The sequence below is a fragment of the Streptomyces sp. NPDC001549 genome, from assembly GCF_042894025.1.
GTDB classification, from domain to species: Bacteria; Actinomycetota; Actinomycetes; order Streptomycetales; family Streptomycetaceae; genus Streptomyces; species Streptomyces kutzneri.
The window spans coordinates 25,111-44,342 of the sequence record NZ_JBIAVJ010000005.1 but is presented as its reverse complement, the minus strand read 5'-3'; the positions used below and the strand labels follow the sequence as shown (position 1 = coordinate 44,342).

The 19,232-nt window shown below is 71.3% G+C and carries 19 protein-coding genes and 1 pseudogene; 13 read left to right on the top strand and 7 right to left on the bottom strand.

The genetic code is table 11. From position 1 onward, the window contains the following. Positions 1–10 precede the first annotated feature (10 nt). The gene (locus ACFY04_RS10300) at positions 11–1,381 is read left to right on the top strand and encodes an FtsW/RodA/SpoVE family cell cycle protein (protein WP_389115537.1); all 1,371 of its coding nucleotides are present in this window, start codon (positions 11–13) and stop codon (positions 1,379–1,381) included. Beyond that, positions 1,378–2,844, top strand: a complete 1,467-nt coding sequence (locus tag ACFY04_RS10295) for a penicillin-binding transpeptidase domain-containing protein (RefSeq protein WP_389115536.1) — start codon at positions 1,378–1,380, stop codon at positions 2,842–2,844. Before ACFY04_RS10300 ends, ACFY04_RS10295 begins: the two co-directional genes overlap by 4 nt. 60 nt (positions 2,845–2,904) lie before the next feature. Here ACFY04_RS10295 and ACFY04_RS10290 read toward each other — a convergent pair whose 3' ends face one another. Next, positions 2,905–4,014 carry a ferritin-like domain-containing protein gene (locus ACFY04_RS10290; RefSeq protein ID WP_389115534.1) on the bottom strand — a complete coding sequence of 370 codons (1,110 nt, stop codon included), beginning with the start codon at positions 4,012–4,014 and terminating at the stop codon, positions 2,905–2,907. Between the two features lie 168 nt (positions 4,015–4,182). On the opposite strand from ACFY04_RS10290, the gene ACFY04_RS10285 reads away from it, so the two are divergent. The 3 genes from ACFY04_RS10285 (at position 4,183) to ACFY04_RS10275 (ending at position 6,209) form a co-directional block, all read left to right on the top strand. Continuing rightward, positions 4,183–5,112 (top strand): diiron oxygenase, encoded by a 930-nt coding sequence (locus ACFY04_RS10285; RefSeq protein ID WP_389115533.1) that lies wholly within the window; start codon positions 4,183–4,185, stop codon positions 5,110–5,112. Between the two features lie 103 nt (positions 5,113–5,215). Next, entirely contained in the window at positions 5,216–5,929 is a 714-nt protein-coding gene (locus ACFY04_RS10280) for a TetR/AcrR family transcriptional regulator (protein WP_389115531.1), read from the top strand. Positions 5,930–5,939: 10 nt separating this feature from the next. Then, positions 5,940–6,209 (top strand): hypothetical protein, encoded by a 270-nt coding sequence (locus ACFY04_RS10275; protein ID WP_389115529.1) that lies wholly within the window; start codon positions 5,940–5,942, stop codon positions 6,207–6,209. Positions 6,210–6,328: 119 nt separating this feature from the next. Here ACFY04_RS10275 and ACFY04_RS10270 read toward each other — a convergent pair whose 3' ends face one another. The 3 genes from ACFY04_RS10270 to ACFY04_RS10260 all read right to left on the bottom strand — a co-directional run bounded on the left by ACFY04_RS10270 (position 6,329) and on the right by ACFY04_RS10260 (position 9,055). Further along, positions 6,329–7,573 (bottom strand): histidine kinase dimerization/phospho-acceptor domain-containing protein, encoded by a 1,245-nt coding sequence (locus tag ACFY04_RS10270; RefSeq protein WP_389115528.1) that lies wholly within the window; start codon positions 7,571–7,573, stop codon positions 6,329–6,331. Then, positions 7,570–8,295 carry a hypothetical protein gene (locus ACFY04_RS10265; protein ID WP_389115526.1) on the bottom strand — a complete coding sequence of 242 codons (726 nt, stop codon included), beginning with the start codon at positions 8,293–8,295 and terminating at the stop codon, positions 7,570–7,572. Before ACFY04_RS10265 ends, ACFY04_RS10270 begins: the two co-directional genes overlap by 4 nt. 115 nt (positions 8,296–8,410) lie before the next feature. Next, complete coding sequence (locus ACFY04_RS10260; RefSeq protein WP_389115525.1) at positions 8,411–9,055, bottom strand: hypothetical protein; 645 nt, start codon at positions 9,053–9,055, stop codon at positions 8,411–8,413. Between the two features lie 186 nt (positions 9,056–9,241). On the opposite strand from ACFY04_RS10260, the gene ACFY04_RS10255 reads away from it, so the two are divergent. The 5 genes from ACFY04_RS10255 to ACFY04_RS10235 all read left to right on the top strand — a co-directional run bounded on the left by ACFY04_RS10255 (position 9,242) and on the right by ACFY04_RS10235 (position 15,134). Further along, entirely contained in the window at positions 9,242–10,072 is an 831-nt protein-coding gene (locus tag ACFY04_RS10255) for a nuclease-related domain-containing protein (protein WP_389115524.1), read from the top strand. Between the two features lie 289 nt (positions 10,073–10,361). After that, a complete protein-coding gene (locus ACFY04_RS10250) occupies positions 10,362–12,326 on the top strand; it encodes a tyrosine-type recombinase/integrase (protein WP_389115522.1) in 1,965 nt (654 codons plus the stop codon). A gap of 5 nt (positions 12,327–12,331) precedes the next feature. Continuing rightward, positions 12,332–12,838: a DUF6262 family protein gene (locus ACFY04_RS10245; protein WP_389116019.1), complete on the top strand. Its 507-nt coding sequence runs from the start codon at positions 12,332–12,334 to the stop codon at positions 12,836–12,838. Positions 12,839–12,981: 143 nt separating this feature from the next. After that, positions 12,982–13,962, top strand: a complete 981-nt coding sequence (locus tag ACFY04_RS10240; RefSeq protein WP_389115521.1) for a GNAT family N-acetyltransferase — start codon at positions 12,982–12,984, stop codon at positions 13,960–13,962. 143 nt (positions 13,963–14,105) lie between these two features. Further along, positions 14,106–15,134: a Ku protein gene (locus tag ACFY04_RS10235; protein ID WP_389115520.1), complete on the top strand. Its 1,029-nt coding sequence runs from the start codon at positions 14,106–14,108 to the stop codon at positions 15,132–15,134. 107 nt (positions 15,135–15,241) lie between these two features. Here ACFY04_RS10235 and ACFY04_RS10230 read toward each other — a convergent pair. Next, positions 15,242–15,367 (bottom strand): annotated as a pseudogene (locus tag ACFY04_RS10230) (Ku protein); the annotation flags it as partial. A 31-nt stretch (positions 15,368–15,398) separates the two neighbouring features. On the opposite strand from ACFY04_RS10230, the gene ligD reads away from it, so the two are divergent. Both ligD and ACFY04_RS10220 read left to right on the top strand, forming a co-directional pair. Beyond that, positions 15,399–16,295 (top strand): non-homologous end-joining DNA ligase, encoded by an 897-nt coding sequence (gene ligD, locus ACFY04_RS10225; RefSeq protein ID WP_389115519.1) that lies wholly within the window; start codon positions 15,399–15,401, stop codon positions 16,293–16,295. Continuing rightward, positions 16,295–17,179: an ATP-dependent DNA ligase gene (locus tag ACFY04_RS10220; protein WP_389116017.1), complete on the top strand. Its 885-nt coding sequence runs from the start codon at positions 16,295–16,297 to the stop codon at positions 17,177–17,179. The genes ligD and ACFY04_RS10220 overlap by 1 nt, the downstream gene beginning before the upstream one ends. Positions 17,180–17,257: 78 nt before the next feature. On the opposite strand, the gene ACFY04_RS10215 is transcribed toward ACFY04_RS10220, so the two are convergent. Next, positions 17,258–17,653, bottom strand: coding sequence for a DUF6479 family protein (locus ACFY04_RS10215; RefSeq protein ID WP_389115518.1), 396 nt, complete (start codon positions 17,651–17,653; stop codon positions 17,258–17,260). 114 nt (positions 17,654–17,767) lie between these two features. On the opposite strand from ACFY04_RS10215, the gene ACFY04_RS10210 reads away from it, so the two are divergent. Continuing rightward, complete coding sequence (locus ACFY04_RS10210; RefSeq protein ID WP_389115517.1) at positions 17,768–18,091, top strand: plasmid stabilization protein; 324 nt, start codon at positions 17,768–17,770, stop codon at positions 18,089–18,091. A 15-nt stretch (positions 18,092–18,106) separates the two neighbouring features. Here the strand turns inward: ACFY04_RS10210 and ACFY04_RS10205 are convergent, their stop codons facing one another. Continuing rightward, on the bottom strand, positions 18,107–19,093 hold the full coding sequence (locus ACFY04_RS10205) for an XdhC family protein (RefSeq protein ID WP_389115515.1): 987 nt from the start codon (positions 19,091–19,093) through the stop codon (positions 18,107–18,109). Positions 19,094–19,232 lie beyond the last annotated feature (139 nt).

Here is a 19,232-nt window from a genome sequence, read left to right as displayed (position 1 = left end):
GTTTCGGTGCATGACCGCTCTGACGGCAAAGGTGACGGAGCCCGCCCCGCCCCCGCCTCCCGGCGACGGCGCCCCCAAGCGGCGCGGCGTCGAGCTGACGCTCCTCGCCGGGGCAGTCCTGATCTCCGTCCTCGGTCACCTGTACGTCGGCCTCGCGACCACCGGCCACATCCCCGGCCCCGCCGCCCGCTACGCCACCGGTCTGTGCGTCGCCGCCCTGCTCGCGCACCTCGCCGTCCGCCTGCGGGCCCCGTACGCCGATCCCCTTCTGCTCCCCATCGCCGTCCTCCTCAACGGCCTCGGCCTCGTCCTCATCCAGCGCCTCGACGTCACCACCCCCGGGCACCTCACCGCCGGGGACCAGCTCCTGTGGTCCGCGCTGGGCGTGGCGCTCTTCGTGCTGGTCGTCGCGCTGCTCGGCGACCACCGGGTGCTCCAGCGCTACGCGTATCTCTCCGTCGCGGTGGCCCTGGTCCTGATGCTGATCCCCGTCTTCTTCCCGGCGGTCAACGGCGCGCACATCTGGATCCGGTTCGCCGGGCTCTCCTTCCAGCCGGGGGAGTTCGCCAAGATCCTGCTCGCGGTCTTCTTCGCCGCCTACCTCGCCGCGAACCGCACCGCGCTCGCCCTCACCGGCCGCCGGCTCTTCTGGAAGCTCCGGCTCCTCCCCGGCCGGGTCCTCGGCCCGATCCTCGCGATCTGGCTGCTCAGCGTCGGTGTGCTGGTCCTGGAGCGGGATCTGGGGACCTCGCTGCTGTTCTTCGGACTGTTCGTGATCATGCTGTTCACCGCCACCGGGCGGATCGGCTGGATCGCGATCGGACTGCTGCTCGCCGCCCTCGGCGCGTACGCCGTCGGGACCTTCGAACCGCACGTGCACAGCCGGGTGGACGACTGGCTGAATCCCTTAGCCTCCATCGAGCGCGGCGAGGGCCCCGGCCAGCTCGCCCAGTCCCTCTTCGCCTTCGGCGCCGGCGGCCTCCTCGGTGCCGGCCTCGGCCACGGCCAGTCCTTCCTCATCGGCTTCGCCGCCAAGTCGGACTTCATCCTCGCCACCGCCGGCGAGGAGCTCGGTCTCGTCGGCCTCGCCGCGATCCTGCTCCTCTACGGGCTCCTCGTCGCCCGCGGCTTCCGCGCCGGGCTCGCCCTGCGCGACCCCTTCGGGCGGCTGCTCGCCACCGGGCTCGCCTCGATCGTCGCGCTCCAGGTGTTCGTCATCGCGGGCGGTGTCAGCGGCCTGATCCCGCTCACCGGCATGGCCATGCCCTTCCTCGCACAGGGCGGCTCCTCCGTCGTCACCAACTGGATCATCGTCGCCCTGCTGGTCCGGCTCAGCGACAGCGCCCGCAGACCCCGCCCCGCGAAGGAGCCGGACGAGTGATCCGCTACATCCGCTGGTGCGCGTACTTCTGCGCCCTCCTGCTGGTCGCCCTGCTGGTCAACATCGCCCGTGTGCAGGTCTGGGAGTCCGCCGCCTACGGCGCGAACCCGGCCAACAAACGCCCCGCCATCGAGCGCTACGCCGAACCCCGGGGGGACATCCTGGTCGACGGGCACCCCGTCACCGGCTCCCGCGACAGCGGCCAGCTACTGCGCTACGAGCGGACGTACCGGAACGGCCCGCTGTACGCGCCCGTCACCGGCTTCTCCTCCCAGACCTACGGGACCAGCTTCGTCGAGCGCGCCGAGGACGCGATCCTGTCGGGCACCGACCCGGGCCTCTCGGCCTTCCCGCTCTGGTACGAACTGGCCCGCGGCCGCCCCGCCGGCGGGAACGCCGCCACCACCGTCCGCTCCGGAATGCAGCTCGCCGCGTACGCCGGGCTCGCGGGCAAGCGCGGCGCGGTGGCCGCCGTCGAGCCGGCCACCGGGAGGATCCTCGCCCTGGTCAGCAGCCCCTCGTACGACCCCTCCGTGCTCTCCGGTACGGGTACGAGGGTCAAGGAGGCCTGGTCCGCCCTGAACGCGGACCCCGCCCGGCCGATGCTCAACCGGGCGCTGCGCGAGACGTACCCGCCCGGCTCCACCTTCAAGATCGTGACGGCTGCGGCCGCCCTCGACGCGGGCGTGGTCACCGATGTGGACGCGCCGACCCGGACCCCCGACCCCTACCCGCTGCCCGGGACCAGCACCCTGCTGCCGAACGCGGGCGCCGGCTGCGAGGACGCCTCGATGGCGGACGCGGTGCAGTGGTCCTGCAACACGGTGATGGCGAAGATCGGGGTGCGGGTCGGGCTGCGCGGGATGGTGGAGGCGGCGCGGCGCTTCGGCTTCAACGGCGAGGGGCTGCGGGTGCCCTCGTGGGTGTCCCGGTCGAACTTCGACACCGACATGAGCCAGGACCAGCTGGCCCTTTCCTCGATCGGGCAGTTCAACACGACGGCGACACCGCTGCAGATGGCGATGGTGGCCGCGGCCGTTGCGAACGGCGGCGAGCTCAAGTACCCCTACCTGGTGGAACGGACGACCCAGGACGACGGTTCCCAGGTCCGGCGCGGTGACCAGCGCAGCCTGGGCCGGGCGATGAACCCGGCCACCGCCGTCCGGCTGCAGGAGCTGATGGTCAAGGTGGTGGAGAACGGGACGGGCCGCAACGCCGCGATCCCGGGCGCGGTGGTCGGCGGCAAGACGGGCACCGCACAGCACGGGGTCGGCAACGCGGGGACCCCGTACGCCTGGTTCATCTCCTGGGCCAGGGCCAGGGCCGAGGGCGCGGCGCTGCCGCAGGTGGCGGTCGCGGTGGTGGTCGAGGACGCGTCGGCGGACCGGGGCGACATCAGCGGCAACGGCGCGGCGGCGCCGATCGCGCGGGCGGTGATGGAGGCGGCGCTGGCCGCCGGCTGACACCCGGCCCGCCCCACCCGGCCCGCCCCGGCCGGCCGGACCCGACCGCCCGGACACCGGCTAAGGGGCATCCGCCCCGTCGGCGATGGCGGCCTCGACCTCCGTGACCCGTGCCGACTCCTCGGCCGCGAACCGCTCGCGGTCGAGGGCCTCGGCTATCTCCTCGTCCTGGCTCATCAGCAGGTCCAGGTTGGAGTCGCCCATGTCGAAGACGCCGAGGTCCAGGTAGGCCCGCTGCAGGCGTTCGCCCCACAGCCCGATGTCCTTCACGCACGGCACGATCCTGCTGAACAGCAGCTTGCGGAACAGGTGCAGGAACTCCGACTGCTCACTGATCAGCGTCGCCTCCTTGGCCGCGATCCCGAAGTTCTCCAGCACCTCCACCCCGAGCAGCCGGTCCCGCATCAGGTAGCAGCCCTCGATCACGAACTCCTCGCGCTCGCGCAGTTCGGCGTCGGTGAGCTGCTTGTAGTAGTCGCGCAGCGCCATCCGCCCGAAGGCCACGTGCCGGGCCTCGTCCTGCATCACGTACGCCAGGAGCTGCTTCGGCAGCGGCTTGGTGGTCGTGTCGCGGATCAGGCCGAAGGCGGCCAGCGCCAGTCCCTCGATGAGCACCTGCATGCCCAGGTACGGCATGTCCCAGCGGGAGTCGCGCAGGGTGTCGCCCAGCAGCCCCTGGAGGCTGTCGTTGATCGGGTACAGCATCCCGACCTTCTCGTGCAGGAAGCGCCCGAAGATCTCGGCGTGCCGGGCCTCGTCCATGGTCTGCGTGGCGGAGTAGAACTTCGCGTCCAGGTCCGGCACCGACTCCACGATGCGCGCCGCGCACACCATCGCGCCCTGCTCGCCGTGCAGGAACTGGCTGAAGTTCCAGGAGGCGTAGTGCCGGCGCAGTTCGCCCTTGTCCTTCGCGGTGAGCTTGGCCCAGTGCCGCGTCCCGTACAGCGGCAGGGCCTCTTCGGGGGTGCCCAGCGGATCGAACGGGTCCACCTCGATGTCCCAGTCGATGCGCTTGCCGCCGTCCCACTGCTTGTCCTTGCCCTTCTGGTAGAGCGCCAGGAGCCGCTCGCGGCCGTCGGCGTACTCCCAGCTGAAGCGGGCGGAGCCGGCGGCGGGAACCTGCCAGACCGGCTCGCCCGGGTTTTCCGTGTAGAGCTCGTGCGTCGACACTGACGCCCCCTCGTCTCACGTACTGCCTTGTGGGACCGGACAGTTGGCAGCGTCACACGTTGGTAGACACGGGGTCAACAAGTCGTGCGCGAGGGATTGACGACCTTGCTGACAGGCAGTCTCATAAGAACTGACCGCCGGTAACTCGACGACGAGGTGTCCGAACCCATGACGACCGTGACCGAACGAGCCGCGCTCCAGGACGCCCTCGGCCTGCTCAAGGACCGCGAGCAGATAGCCGAGCGACTGCTCGAATCCTCGGCCAAGCACTCCTTCGACCCCGACAAGGAACTCGACTGGGACGCCCCGGCGATCGAGGGCAAGTACTACTGGCCGCCGGAACTGCTCTCCCTCTACGGCACCCCGCTGTGGAAGAAGATGGGGGAGGAGCAGCGCATCGACCTCTCCCGCCACGAGGCAGCGGCGCTCGGCTCGCTCGGCATCTGGTTCGAGATCATCCTCATGCAGCTCATGGTCCGGCACATCTATGACAAGTCGCTGACCAGCAAGCACGTCCGCTACGCGCTCACCGAGATCGCCGACGAGTGCCGCCACTCGATGATGTTCGCCCGCATGATCCAGAAGGCCGGAGCCCCCGAATACCCGGTCTCCCGCCTCAACCACAACCTCGCGCGGATCCTGAAGACCGTCTCCACCACCCCCGGCTCCTTCGCCTGCACCCTCCTCGGCGAGGAGATCCTCGACTGGATGCAGCGCCTGACCTTCCCCGACGAGCGCGTCCAGCCGCTGGTCCGCGGCGTCACCCGGATCCACGTCATCGAGGAGGCCCGGCACGTCCGGTACGCCCGGGAGGAACTGCGCCGCCAGATGCTGACGGCCCCGCGCTGGGAGCAGGAACTCACCCGGATCAGCTGCGGCGAGGCCGCCCGCGTCTTCTCGCTGGCCTTCGTCAACCCGGCCGTCTACGACAACATCGGCCTGGACCGCCGCGAGGCCGTCGCCCAGGTGAAGGCGAGCGGCCACCGCCGCGAGGTCATGCAGAGCGGTGCGAAGCGGCTCACCGACTTCCTCGACGACATCGGTGTGCTGCGCGGGGTCGGCCGCAGGCTCTGGCAGAGCTCGGGGCTGCTGGCGTAGGGGGAGGGCGAGGGTGCGCCGCCGGTCCGCCCGCCCGCCCGCTGATCGGGCCTGATCCACAGGACACCCACTCGTCCGGCGCCCGCGGGGCTACCCTGCGGACATGACCGTACGCGCGTACCGCAGGCTGAGCGTCGAGGAGCGGCGAGCCCAACTCCTCGACGCCGCCCTCTCGCTGTTCGCGCACCGGGCACCGGAAGAGGTCTCGCTCGACGACGTTGCCGAGGCCGCCGGGGTGTCCCGCCCGCTCGTCTACCGCTACTTCCCGGGCGGCAAGCAGCAGCTCTACGAGGCGGCCCTCCGCTCGGCCGCCGACCTCCTCGAACTGTGCTTCGCCGAACCCCAGGAGGGGCCCCTGACCCGGCGCCTGTCCCGGGCCCTGGACCGCTACCTCGCCTTCGTCGACGAACACGACGCCGGCTTCGCCGCCCTCCTCCAGGGCGGCAGCGTCGTGGAGACCTCGCGCACGACGGCGACGGTCGACGGCATCCGGCGGGCCGCCGCCGAGCAGATCCTCTTCCACCTGGGCGTCCCGGCCCCCGGCCCCCGGCTGCGCATGATGGTCCGTACGTGGATCACGGCCGTCGAGGCGGCCTCCCTCATATGGATCGACGAGGGCAAGCAGCCCGAGGTCGAGCGCCTCCGGGACTGGCTGCTGGACCAGTTCATCGCCCTGCTGACGGCCACCGCCGCCACGGACCCGGAAACGGCCGCGGCCGCCCGGGCCGCCCTCGCCCTGGAATCGGCGGACGGCCCGGTCGGGGTCCTGGCCCGCCGCGTGATCCCCGTGGTGTCCGAGGCCGCCCACCTGCTGTGACACTGGTGGGGTGACAAGCCAACCGACCCCGTTCGAGGGCGGCCCGATGGACGGCCGGGTCCTCCCCGTCCTCCTCGGCCCGACCGGACACCCCCCGAAGTGGTACGAGATCCCCGTCCCGGCACCGGAGGGCGGCCCGCCGACGGTACTGCTGTACGAACGCGTCCCGGCGGGGTACTCCAAGCGGCTCGGCCTGCAGAAGGGCTGGAAGTACGACTTCCGCCCCTCGGGCACCAAGCCCAAGATCCGCTGGCCCTGGACGAAGACCCCGCGCCCCTGAGCCCGCCGGGGCGGGGCCGCGAGCGTTGGGTCGGGCTCCGGCCGGCGCCGGGCACGCCGGGGCGGGGCTCCGGCCGGCACCGGGCGCGCGCCGGGGCGGGGCTCCGGCCAGGAGACCGGCTAGTGGCCCGGGAGGCTGAGGACCGCCAGGCCGCCGCCGTCGCCGTCCTCCGCCGCGCGGAACTCCAGCCGCGCCCCGATCACTCCCGCCTGCCCCACGGCGATGGTCAGCCCCAGCCCGTGCCCCTTGCCGCCCCCGCTGCGGAAGCGCTGCGGGCCGTGCGCCGCCAGGTACTCGGGGAAGCCGTCCCCGTGGTCCCGTACGGTCACCACCGGCCCGTCCACCGTCAGCACCACCGGCGGCCGCCCGTGCTTGTGGGCGTTGGCCACCAGGTTCCCGAGCACCCGCTCCAGCCTCCGCCGGTCCGTCTCCACGTGCGCGTCCCGGACGACCACCACCTCCGAGTCCGTCCCGGACGCCCGCACCACCCGGCGTACCAGCCGCCCCAGCTGGTGCAGGTCGCTCTCCACCACCTCGCTGCCCGAGTCCAGCCGGGAGATCTCCAGCAGGTCCTCCGTCAGCTGCCGCATCGTCCGTACCCGCTCGCGCACCAGCTCCGTCGGCCGCCCCTCCGGCAGCAGCTCCGACGCCGCCTGCAGGCCCGTCAGCGGGGTGCGCAGCTCGTGCGCCACGTCCGCCGTGAACCGCCGCTCGCTCTCCAGCTTCGACTGCAGGCTCCCCGCCATGGTGTCCAGCGCCGCGGCCACCGTCGCCACCTCGTCCTGGTGCCGCGAGGGGGTCCTCGTCCGCGGGTCGTCCACCCGCGCGTCGAGGTCGCCCTGGGTGATCCGCCGGGCCACGGCCGCCGTCAGGTGCAGCCGCCGGGTCACCCGGGTCACCGCGAAGGCGCCCACCAGCAGCGTGCCGCCGATCGCCAGCAGCGAGGACCCGATGATCGCGTTGTCCAGCCCGCTGATCGTGCGGGCGCTCTGCCCGTAGTCGACGGTGGTCGCGAGGGCACGGCCGTCCGCCGGGCCCGCCGCCCACATGGTCGGGCGGCCCCGGTGGTCCGCCACCAGAGTGCCCCGGCGCCCGCTGACCGCGAGCGTCCGCAGCTCGGGCGGCAGCCCGACGGGATCCAGCCAGGAACCGCGCGGAAGGGGCTCGCCCGCCTCGTACGCGCGCGAGACCTCCAGCAGTCTGCCGAGTGCCTTCTCCCGCGCCGTGGCCACCGTCTGCCGGGTCACCTCCACGTGCACGAGGGCGCCCAGCACGGCCGCCAGCGAGCAGCACATCACCACGATGAAGCACGCCGACTTCCAGGTCAGCGTGGCCGTCCAGGCGGGCAGCCGCACGTGTGTCACGGCCGGCCCGGCACGGGAGCGGGTTCCCGGCTCCCGGGGGCCTGCGGATTGCCGGGCACCCGTACGATCTGCTCGCGCGTCGGCAGCATGGTGAGCTGCTTCTCGTCCCAGGACCAGGCGGTGACCAGCTCGTAGCCGTGGTTGCCGCTGGGCACCCGGAGGATCACGTCACGCCCGGCCAGTTCCACCGTGATGACGGTCTCCGTGGTCGCCATGATCCGGTTGAGCCGCCCGTCCGGGTCGGCCGTGTACACCCGTACGGACATCATCTTGTCCGGGAACTCGATGCCGACGATCAGCTCGTCCTTGCCGTTGCCCGTGAGGTCCCGGTAGTACGGCTTCAGCACCGGGCACGCCTCCGGCTCCTGTTCGTCCTCGTCCTCGGCCTTCGCGCACTCCCGGATCGCGGCCGCCGTCCGGGACGGCATCCCGTCCGCGCCGACCTCGGTGTCCGGATGGGCGCGCAGCTCGGCCTGGACGAGGGCCACCGGGTCGACGGCGTGCACGTCCTGGTCGCGGACCGGCGGGATCCCCTTGACGTACTCGGGCGGGGCCCCGCCCGGATCGGCGGGCGGTACGGACGCCCCGCGGCGGTCGGGCCACAGATGTACGGGCCCGCTCGCGGTCGGCGTGGAACCGGCGCTCACCAGCCCGCCGGTGTCCCCGCAGCCCGCCAGCAGCGGGACCAGTGCGAGGAGGGGGAGCAGCGAGCGCGCGGACACGCGCAAGCGCAACCTGTTCACAGCTCCTGTGCCCTTCTGCCCGCGATACGCCGACGGTCGCTCACGTCGACCACGTCAACCATATGCGGAGGTACATCCGTTTTACCCTGCGGTCTCAGCTGTCCGTGCGCCCTCGGCGGAGCATCGCGAAGCCCAGCCCGGCGGCGCCGACGGCCGCGATCCCGCCGGCGGCGGCGAGCAGCAGCACACCGTCGCCCGGACCGTCCGCCAGCGTACCCAGCCGACGCCCACCGCCGGAACCGTCGGTGACGACGCGGGTGTCCCCGGCGGCCGTCTTCCGCGGAACGGAGGCTGGGACGACCTGTCCGCCGCGCGCCTCGTTGCGGGTCCCGGTCTTGTGCCCGTCGCCCGCCACGGTGTGGTCGCCGCCCTGGGCCGGGACGCCACCCACCCAGGAGGTCAGCCGCCCGGAGGAGTCCAGCGCCGCGTGCAGGTCGCCGGAGCCGCCGAAGGCGGTGACCCCGTCACGGCTGGTCAGGGTGGCCGCCTTGGTGCCGTCGGCCGCCAGTATCTCGGCCTGGTAGGCGCCGTCGGCCCTGCGGTAGACCTTCGCCGTGGAGACCCCGTCCGCGAGCGAGAGGCTCTTGACGAGGATCGACTGCGGGGCCGCGGAGTGCGCGGACGAGGCCGCGGGCACCCCCTCGGCCAGGGCGGCGGCGGTGGGCAGTGCCAGCAGACTTCCGGCGCATGCGGTCACGGCGGCGGCGCGAACGAGAGTGCGGCGGCTGACGGTGCTCACGGGGAAGTCCTTCGGTGCCGGTCAGGGCCTGGGCCATCCAGGTGGGTCAAACCTAGGGCCAGGCCGTTGCGGCAGCGCCCCGTTCGTGTAACAGCGGAGTCGCAAGGTTCCGTCGGAGTCGTTACACATCCGAGGGATTGCCCTGCGGCGCCCCGGCTGCTCCCATGGACGGCGGGGGTGAGGGCGATGCGCGGACTCAAGGTACTGCCGAGCGGCCGGCCCGGCCGCGGCCGACTGTACGTCAATCTGCCCGACGGGCAGGCGGTGGCCTGGTACGACCGGCAGGCCAACCGGATCAGCGTCCTCGCGGACGACCACCGCGAGGCGATCCTGGCGGTGCTCCGCCCCTACCTGAGCGGGACGGTCTCGATCGGCCCGCCGCCGGTTCCCACGGCCTCCGACCTGCGACGTCTCGCGCTACCGCCGGACGCGGACCTGGCCCCGAACCGCCCGGGGGAGACCCTGCTGGGCGAACTGGAACACGGCCCGGCGGGCACCAGAGCACGGCACCGGCTGCGCCAGGACCTGACCGCGCAACAGCGGATGGGGGACGCCTTCGACGCCCTGGAATCCGAGGGCTGGCGGACCCTGCACTGCGTCCCGCTCCCGGGGTTGGGCCGCATCGACCACCTGCTCATCGGCCCGGCGGGGATCTTCTGCGTGCGTACGATCCCGGGCCGACGCCAGCGCGCGGTGATCGGCGACCTCCTGCTCACGGTGGGCCGCACGGAACCCCGCCCGGATCCCCGCTGGATCCGCCGCGCGGCGGCCTTCGCCGCGGCGGCCCTGGCCGCCAAGGTCACCCCGGCGCTGGCGCTGGTCGACGCCTCGCGGGTCGAGACGGCCCCCACGGTCCGCGACATCCGCATCCTCCAGCCCCCGACGGCGACCCCGAACCTCGCGGCATCCCCCACGACACTGAAACCCCCGGACGTCGAAACCCTCTTCGCCCGCGCCCGTGACACCACCACCTGGCTCGGCCCCACCCGCGCACACCCCAGCCCCGCCGACGCCTGAGGCGGGCGCTCACCCCGCGCTGCACGATCGAGCCCCGGCGGCACACCCCTGCCCCTCCGCCGCACACCTCAGCCCCGCCGATGCCTGAGGCGCCCCACCCCCTGCCCCTCCGCCGCGTACTCCAGCCTCGCCGGCGATTGAGGCGCGGGGTCTGGGGCGGAGCCCCGGTTTCGGGAAGGGGCGGGTAGGGGAGAGCGCCGCAGGCCCCGCCACGGCTCAGGCGGAGGTCCGCTTCCGCGGCGTCGCGGCCTTCTTCGCCGCCGCACCGGTCTTCTTCGCTGCTGCGGTCTTGGCCGTACTCTTGGCCGCCGCCGCGCCCGAAGCCGACTTGCCGGCCGCCGACTTGCCGGTGGTCGTCTTCTTCTTCGTCGCGGCCGAAGCCGCCGTCTTCTTGGCCGAAGCCGCAGTCGACTTCTTCCCGCCGACCGCCTTCGGCGCAGCCGCACCCGCAGCCGCACCCGCCTTCCGCCGAATCGGCGTGACCTCCGCCTCCGCCTCGCCGGCGCCCCCCGCCTCCCCCCGGGAAGCCTTCGCGGCCCGCACGCTCTTCTCCAACGCCGCCATCAGGTCGATCACCTGCAGCAGCCTGGTCACGCTGGTTCGTCGCGCTGGACGAACACCCGAGAGTGAGCAGTTCAAGGACGTATGGGAGGGAGCCGTGTTCGGCCACGCCGGCCGATTGAACTTCACGTCGATCCGTCAGCCCTGGCTGCGAAACGCCGTGAAAGAGTGGGCTTTCTTCACGCTGCCCCAACGTCGTGGCAACGTCATCTCCACGGTCCAAGATGTCGTCAACGCGTTCGCTGCTCTCTCCGAGAGCCTCGCGATCCAGCGCACCGACGGAGGCGACGATATCGAGGCTGTTGGTCGCCTTGACGTGGCGGCCTTCCTCAACCGCCTCGCCTACCTGCAACAGAGCGAGGCGATCTCTGCGAAGCAGCGTGTGAGGATCTGTCGGTACCTGGTCAACCATCTCGGCAGAATGAAATCGCTCGGAATGGTCCGCTCAGGGAGGCCTCTCCATGGGTTGCCCGACGACTTTTCCCTGCTTCCCGAGGACATTCCGGATGATCCAGAAGACTCCGAAGCGGGGAAGGACCTACCGTTGCAGGTGATGCAGCGGATCTGTGATCTGCTGCCCACGTTTGGCGAATTCGGGCGCCATGGGATCGAGAACCGGGTTGCGGTCGAGCTGTTGATCGACACTGGTCGCCGACCTCACGAAATCTGCCACCTCCGCTGGGACTGCCTGAAGCAGGACTCCGACGGCCAGTACGTGCTGATCTACGACAACTACAAGTCCCGGCGGAGCGGCCGTCGATTGCCGATCTCGCCGGCAACCGCACATGTCGTCATGGAGCAACAGCAGCGCACGAGATCTGAGTTCCCTTCCACTCCCACGCGCGAACTCGCACTCCTGCCGACGCAACGTGCCAATCCCCACGGGCGTAAGCCGATCACATCCAGCTGGCTTTCCAGTCGCCACAAAGAGTGGGTGCAGTCTCTTCCCGACTTCTCTGCTCCTGCCCAGGTCGAGGTGGATGGCGTTCTGGTCACCAGGATGCAGCCCTTCGATAAGTCGAAGATCTTCCTCTACGCTTACCGGCACACATACTGCCAACGACACGCGGATGCCGGTGTCCCTGTCGATGTCCTGCGTGTCCTCATGGACCACCGGACCCTGAATACGACGCAGGGGTATTACCGAGTGACGGGGAAGCGACGGCGCGAGGCCGTGGACCGTGTCTCCACCATGCAGTTCGACCGCCATGGGAAGCGCGTCTGGCGCCAGGCCAAGGCCCTCCTGGACTCCGAACATGCTCGCCGGGCCGTCGGTGAGGTCGCCGTCCCCTACGGCGTCTGCACCGAGCCCTCCAACGTTGCGGCGGGCGGAAACGACTGCCCGGTCAGATTCCGCTGTGTGGGCTGCGGGCATTTCCGTACCGATGTCTCCTACTTGCCTGACCTGGAGGTATACCTTGCCGACCTCCTCCGGAATCGCGAACGCCTGGCGGCAGCCCTGGATGCCGACGACTGGGCCAAGGCCGAGGCCATGCCCTCAGACGAGGAGATCAGCCGAGTACGGCGGCTGATCAAGCGCGTCAAGGACGGCCTGGATGATCTCGATGTCACCCAGCGGGCCGAGATCGAAGAAGCCATCACTGTTGCCCGCCGCGGCCGTCAAAGCGTCATGCTGGGCATGCCACGCGTCCGTCAGCCCCTCCCCGACCTGCGTGCTGCGAGGCCCGCGTGACCAGCATGAGCGAGGGCCGCTCCGAGGAGACCGCCCGGCGTCGTGAGCGGGTCCTCAAAGCGATTGCCGCAGCCGTCGGCTCGGGCGAGGAGGTATCCGTCTCAGCGATCGCGCGAGCGGCCAGGGTCGACCGGTCCTTCTTCTATCGCCATCGCGATCTGCTGGAACGAATCCATTCCGCGGCCGCAGCCCCTTCGCCGTCTTCAGAGGCCGCGGCAGTCACCCGGGCGTCCTTGCAGGCGGACCTGGCGAACGCGCTGGAACGCAATTCCCGGCTGACCCTCAGGGTTCGGCAGCTGGAACGCAGGCTCTCCGAGTCATTGGGAGAACAGGTCTGGCGTGACTCGGGCCTCGGGGCCTCCGTCGACATCGACCAGTTGCAACGACAGATCACCACTCTCCAGCAGCAAGTAGTCGATCTGCAGGGTCAGCTCGACGAACGAACGGAAGACCTGCAAGCAGCACGGGCAGCCAATCGCGAACTTACCCGAGCACTGAACCGACCCGGGTGATCGGTGTCGGCGTCCTGCGCTCACCGGCGGGGAGGCAAGGCAATCGGACCTGGTCACCGGCCTCGGTGTCGGCGGACCGTTCGCTTCGCCATGCGGTGCTGCGCGTGGTGTGATGAAACGGGGACTCCGAGAAGGAGAGAACGATGACCTCACCGGCAGCGGAGCGGAAGACCGTCGCGGGCCCGGTGTCCGTCCGCCCGTTGGTCGAGGCGGACCTGGATCGGGCCGATGAGATCTTCCGGGTCGCCTTCGGGACGTTTCTCGGTATCCCCGAGCCGAAGACGTTCTTCGGGACCGCCGATTACGTCCGCACACGCTGGGCGGCCGATCCGCACGCGGCCTTCGCAGCGACGATCGAGGGTGAACTCGCCGGATCGAACTTCGCCGCCAACTGGGGCAGCGTCGGGTACTTCGGACCGCTGACCGTGCGTCCGGACTTGTGGGACCAGGGCGTCGGCAAGCGCCTCATGGATCCGGTCATGGACTGCTTCGACACCTGGGGAAACCGCCACCTGGGCCTGTTCACCTTCTCGCACAGTCCGAAGCACCTTGAGCTCTACCGCAGGTACGGTTTCTGGCCCCGTTTCCTCACGGCCATCATGAAGAAGCAAGTCGCGGGCAGCTCCGCGGTCCCCAGCCGGGTGATGTACAGCGAGCTGCCTGCCGCTGAGCAGCCCGCCTGCCTCAGTGCCTGTCGCGCACTGACCGGGGCCGTGTACGAGGGCCTGGACCTGGAACGCGAAATCGTCGCCGTGCACGCGCAGGGACTCGGTGACACCATCCTGCTCCAGGGCGGCGGCTCCGAGCTCGATGGCCTGGCCGTCTGCCACTGCGGAGCCGGATCGGAGGCTGGCGAGGACGTGTGCTTCGTCAAATTCGGCACCGTACGCCCTGGCCCGGAGGCCGCCGACCGCTTCGAGCGACTGCTCGACGCATGTGAGCAACTGGCGGCCGAGCGCGGGCTGAGTCAGCTGGACGCCGGGATGAACCTGGGCCGCCCGGATGCCTATCGGCGCATGATCGACCGTGGTTTCCGCACTGGGTTGCAGGGCGTCACGATGCACCGGCCCAACGAGCCCGGTTACAGCCACCCCGACGCCTATGTGATCGACGACTGGCGCTGAGACCAACCCGTCTGGCCACCAGGCTCCAGCTTCTGGTGGGCTGCGTCGTCGCCTCGCCCGACCGGCCGGACAGGTGGTCGTCGCCGAGTGTCGCGGCGTCTGACCTCGCCTTAGCCTGAGGGTCCCAGGGAAGGAGCGCCGGTATGAGAGCGACCTGGAAGGGGGCCATATCGTTTGGGCTGGTCACGATCCCAGTCCAGCTTTTCACGGCCACGGAGGAGCACGACATCCCGCTTCGCCAGGTGCACGAGAAAGACGGCTCCAGGGTGCGGCTGCGGCGCGTATGCGAAGTCGAGGACGTCGAGATCCCGTACCAAGAGATCACCAAGGGCTATGAGGCCCCGGACGGCAGCATGATCATGCTGTCCGACGAAGACCTCGCCGACCTCCCCCTCCCCAGCAAGAAGCTCATCGACGTGCTGGCTTTCGTCGACGCCGAGACCATTGATCCGCTGATGTTCTCCAAGGCCTACTACGTCGGCACCTCCGACCGTGCGGCTGCCAAGCCCTATGCCCTGCTCAAGCAGGCTCTGACCGAGGCCGGGCAGATCGCCGTCACAAAGATCGCCATCCGGTCGAGAGAGTCACTCGCCGTGCTCCGAGTGCACGAGGACACGCTCGTGCTGCAGACCTGTCTCTGGCCCGACGAGGTCCGGCCTGCCGCCGGCGTCGCGCCGGAGGGCGAGGTCACGATCCGGCCCCAGGAACTGCAGATGGCCAGGTCCCTCATGGACATGCTGTCCCAGGACTTCGACCTGTCCACGCTCCACGACGAGTATCAGGAAGCTCTCCAGCAGGTGATCGAAGCCAGGCTTCAGGGTGTCGAGCTGCCGCGCGAAGAGGAAGCCGCCCCGACGGGCGGCAAGGTCATCGACCTCATGGCCGCCCTGGAGAGCAGCGTTCGCGCGGCCAAAGAGTCGCGCGGGGGGCGCGGTGCTGCCGACGAGGCGGACGCCGAGGTCCGGACCCTGCCTGTCCGCAAGACCGCGAAGAAGGCTCCGGCGAAGAAAGCGGCCCCGGCCAGGAAAGCAACGGGCTCCGCGGCGAAAAAGGCCGCCGCGACACTGAAGGAAGCGGGCGGGAAGAAGAGCACTGCCGCCACGAAGAGCACGGCCAAGGCCACTACGAAGAAGACCGCTGCAAAGAAGACCACCAAGCGGGCCTCCGCCTGAACCCGGCTCCACTCCCGCGCCACACCTGTTGCACACCGACACGGTCACTCGATCGGCTCTGAGCTGCCCTGACATGGCCCAGATCAGCGCGCGACAGCCATGACCCCCAGAGAACCGCCGTCACTCACATGGATCTGGCGGAAGGAGATCGAGTGGCTCTCGGTGGCGTTCACGAGCTTGATCGGGATGCTGACCAGGCCGAAGGAGATCGCCCCGTTCCATATGGATCGCACGGTTCCTCCTGTTTCGTGGCAGTCTCATCGTATGACGCCGATCACATTGGTGGAGGGCCGTCGCATCGCGCTCAGCAATCTCGACAAGGTCCTCTACCCGGAGACCGGCTTCACCAAGGGCGAGGTGCTGCACTACTACGCCACCGTCGCGGGCCCGCTGCTCGCCCACATCCACGACCGGCCGGTGTCCTTCCTGCGCTACCCCGACGGACCGGACGGGCAGCTCTTCTTCACCAAGAATCCGCCGCCCGGCACACCCGACTGGGTGAGGACCACCCCCGTGCCGCGCTCCGAGGACCTCTCCGCCGCCCAGGTGGTCGTCGCCGACATGCCCACCCTCATGTGGTCCGCCAACCTCGTCGTGGAGTTCCACACCCCCCAGTGGACCGCCGGCCACCCCGCCCTCGCCGACCGGATGGTCCTCGACCTCGACCCCGGCCCGCCCGCCACCGTCGTCGAGTGCTGCGCCGCCGCGCTCTGGCTGCGCGAGCGGCTCGCCGCCGACGGCCTGCACGCCTACGCCAAGACCTCCGGCTCCAAGGGCATGCACCTGGCCGTGCCGTTGGAGCCGACCCCGTCCGAGCGGGTGTCCGCGTACGCCAAGCAGCTCGCCCAGGAGGCCGAGCGCGAGCTCCCCGACCTGGTCGTCCACCGCATGGCCAAGGCGCTGCGCCCCGGCAAGGTCTTCGTCGACCACAGCCAGAACGCCGCCGCCAAGACCACCGCGGCCCCCTACACCCTGCGGGCGCGGGCCCGGCCCACCGTGTCCGCGCCCGTGTCCTGGGCGGAGGTCGAGGCCTGCCGGACCGCCCCCGGGCTCGTCTTCCTCGCCGACGACATCGCCCCGAGGCTCGCCCGCGACGGGGACCTCTTCGGCCCGCTCACCGACCCCGCGCGGGCCCGACCGCTGCCGGGGGCCCGGCCGTGATCCGCGTCGCGCTGGCCGCAGCCGTACGTACCCTGCCGCGCGGGGCGGGACTGGCGTACGAGCCGAAGTTCGACGGCCACCGGCTCGTCGTGCTGCGCTCGGCGACCGACGTGGCGCTCCAGGCGCGCTCCGGCCGGATCGTGACCAGCGCCTTCCCCGACCTGGCCGCGGCCGCGCTGCTGCTGCCCGCCGACACGGTCCTCGACGGCGAGGTGGTGGTCTGGCACGCGGGGCGTACGGACTTCGCCCTGGTGCAGCGGCGGGCGGCGGCCACCGCCGCACGGGCCGCCGTACTCGCGCAGCGACTGCCGGCCTCGTACGCCGCCTTCGACGTGCTGGAACTGGCCGGGCTGGACCTGCGCGCACGCCCGTACGAGCGCCGCCGGGCCCTCCTCGTCGACCTGCTGCTGCCGCTGGGGCCGCCGCTGCAGCCGGTGCCGATGACGACCGATCCGGAACTGGCCGCCACCTGGTACGAGACCCTGCCGGCCAGCGGGATCGAGGGCCTCGTCGTGAAGCGGCTGGACCAGGCCTACCCGGCCGGGCGGCGCGGCTGGCAGAAGCTGCGACACACCGACGTCCGGGACGCGGCGGTGGTCGGCTACACAGGCACCCCGCGCCGCCCGCTCGCCCTGGTGCTCGTCCTGCCGGTCGGGGACGAGACCCCGCTGGTGTCGAGCCCGCTCGGCGCGGCGCTGCGTTCGGAGGTGGCGGCCGAGGTGGCCGCCCGCGGGGCGGCCTCGCCGGCCCTGGCCACGGTCACGGCGATCGGGCTCGGGGAGGTCTCGTTCCGGGCGCTCGACCCACCGCTCACGGCGGAGGTCCGGTACACCTCGACCCGGCACCCGCCGCCGGAGGTGCTGCGGCTGCGGACAGACCTCTGACAGACCTCTGACGGACCTGTGACGGACCTCCGACCCGCGCGGGAGGCGCGGGTCGGAGGGCGTGACGCCGACGGCGGGTCAGGCGTGCGCGCCACGCCCTGCGTCCGGCGGAGCCCCCGGCTGTGGATGCGGTCCCGGCCCCTCCGGCAGCTTGTAGCCGGACTCCCGCTCCGCCCGGACGTCGTCCGGATGGCTGGAGGTGGTGGAGCCGAAGTTCCCGTAGCCCTGCATCTCGTGCGGCCGCAGACCGCCCTCCGGGATCTCCACCTGGTCCCGCTCCTCGCGGACCTCGTAGACCGCGCCGCCCTCGGGCAGGTGCGGCTGACTCTCGGGGGTGGGCGGGGGTGGCTCCTTGGCCCGTACCTTCTTGCCCAGCAGGAAGCCGCCCAGCAGGAAGCCGGCGACGAGGATGCCGACGACCAGGAACCATGCGATGTCGGCGAGGGTCGCGTCCACGCTCAGAGTCGTGTCCATAGCGACCAGTTTCCCGCACTCAGGTCCGAAATGCTTCGCTATGCCCAGGATGCCTTGGGCCATCCGGGGTACCCGCCCGGTGTGCGTACCCAGCGAACGAGAAGGAGGCCGGCCATGCCCCGCGGATCTTCCCCGAAGCGCGAACGGCAGTACGAGCACATCAAGGAAGGCCTGGAGCGGCGCGGCGAGCCCGAGAGGAAGGCGCAGGAGATCGCCGCCCGGACGGTGAACAAGGAACGCGCCCGGGCCGGCGAATCCCGGACCGCGAGCAAGGAATCCGTAGAGGACATCTCCTCGTCGCGGCGCGGGGGCCTGCACTCCCACTCGGGCGCGCAGGGCCCCACGTACGAACAGCTCTACGCCGAGGCCCGGCGCCGCAACGTCCACGGCCGCTCGGACATGAACAAGACGCAGCTCAAGCGGGCCCTGGGGAAGTGAAAGCCCGCCCGGCCGCTAGGAGTTGATGGGGCCGTCGGCATCCCGCAGGGCGCCGGCGGCCTTGCGCTCCCCGAGCGCCCCCAGGATCTCGGCGCAGATCGCCAGCGCGGTCTCCGCCGGGGTGCGGGCGCCGAGGTCAAGGCCGATCGGGCCGTGCACCCGCGCCAGCCGGGCCTCGGTGACCCCGGCCGCGAGCAGTCCCTCCCGCCGCCGGGCCGTGGTCTTGCGGGAGCCCAGCGCGCCGACGTACGGCACCCCCTGGGTCAGGGCCACCTGCAGCGTCGGCACGTCGAACGACTCCTCGTGGCTCAGCATGACCAGGCACGCGGCGTCCCGGCGCGCCTCCAGCACCTTGCCGGCCTCCTCCGGGCCGGTGACCAGCACGACCTCCCAGCCCAGCAGCAGCGCCTGCCGCTCGATGATCTCGGCGAGCTCGCCGCCGCCACCGATGACCACGTACGGGGCCGACGGGAACGCCTCGACCAGCACCAGCCCCGACTCCGCGTACAGCGCGTCCCGTCCGGCCCGCCGGGTCGCCAGCAGCTCGCCCGCCCGCCGCCCGGCATCGTCACCGGGCGCGTCCGTGGCCCGTACGACCTCACTGGCGGCCTGGTCCGCGGCTTCGTTCAGCCGGGTCACCAACGCCACCCCGACCCCGTCGCCGAGCAGTTCCCACCACTGGGCCGGGATCGCCGAGAGCGGCTGCAGCAGCACCTCGGCCTGCCCGCCGCAGGTCAGCCTCGCGGCCACGGCCTCGGCCGCCCGCACGGACACCTCGCACACCCGCGCCGTGACCCCGGCCGGCAGGGCCGCGACCTCGGCGGCGAGCTCGGCGTCGAAGACTCCGCGGTAGAGCGTGCCGACACACTCCCCCCGCGTATCGATGAGCACGGCCCCGGCCGGATCCCGCGGCCCGAACCCCTGCTCGGTCACGGGCCGGGCCAGATACCCGGCCCGCCCCTCGGCCACCCACTGCCGCGCCGTCTCCACCAGCTCACGCATCCGCGCCGCCCCTTCTCGATCGTCAGAGCCCGCCACACGGCACCTGGCCAGCGGCGCCATGCAACCTCACCCCCAACGTACGCACGCACCCCGCACCTACCCACCCCCCGAATCCCACAGACCCCGCCCCACCTCCCTC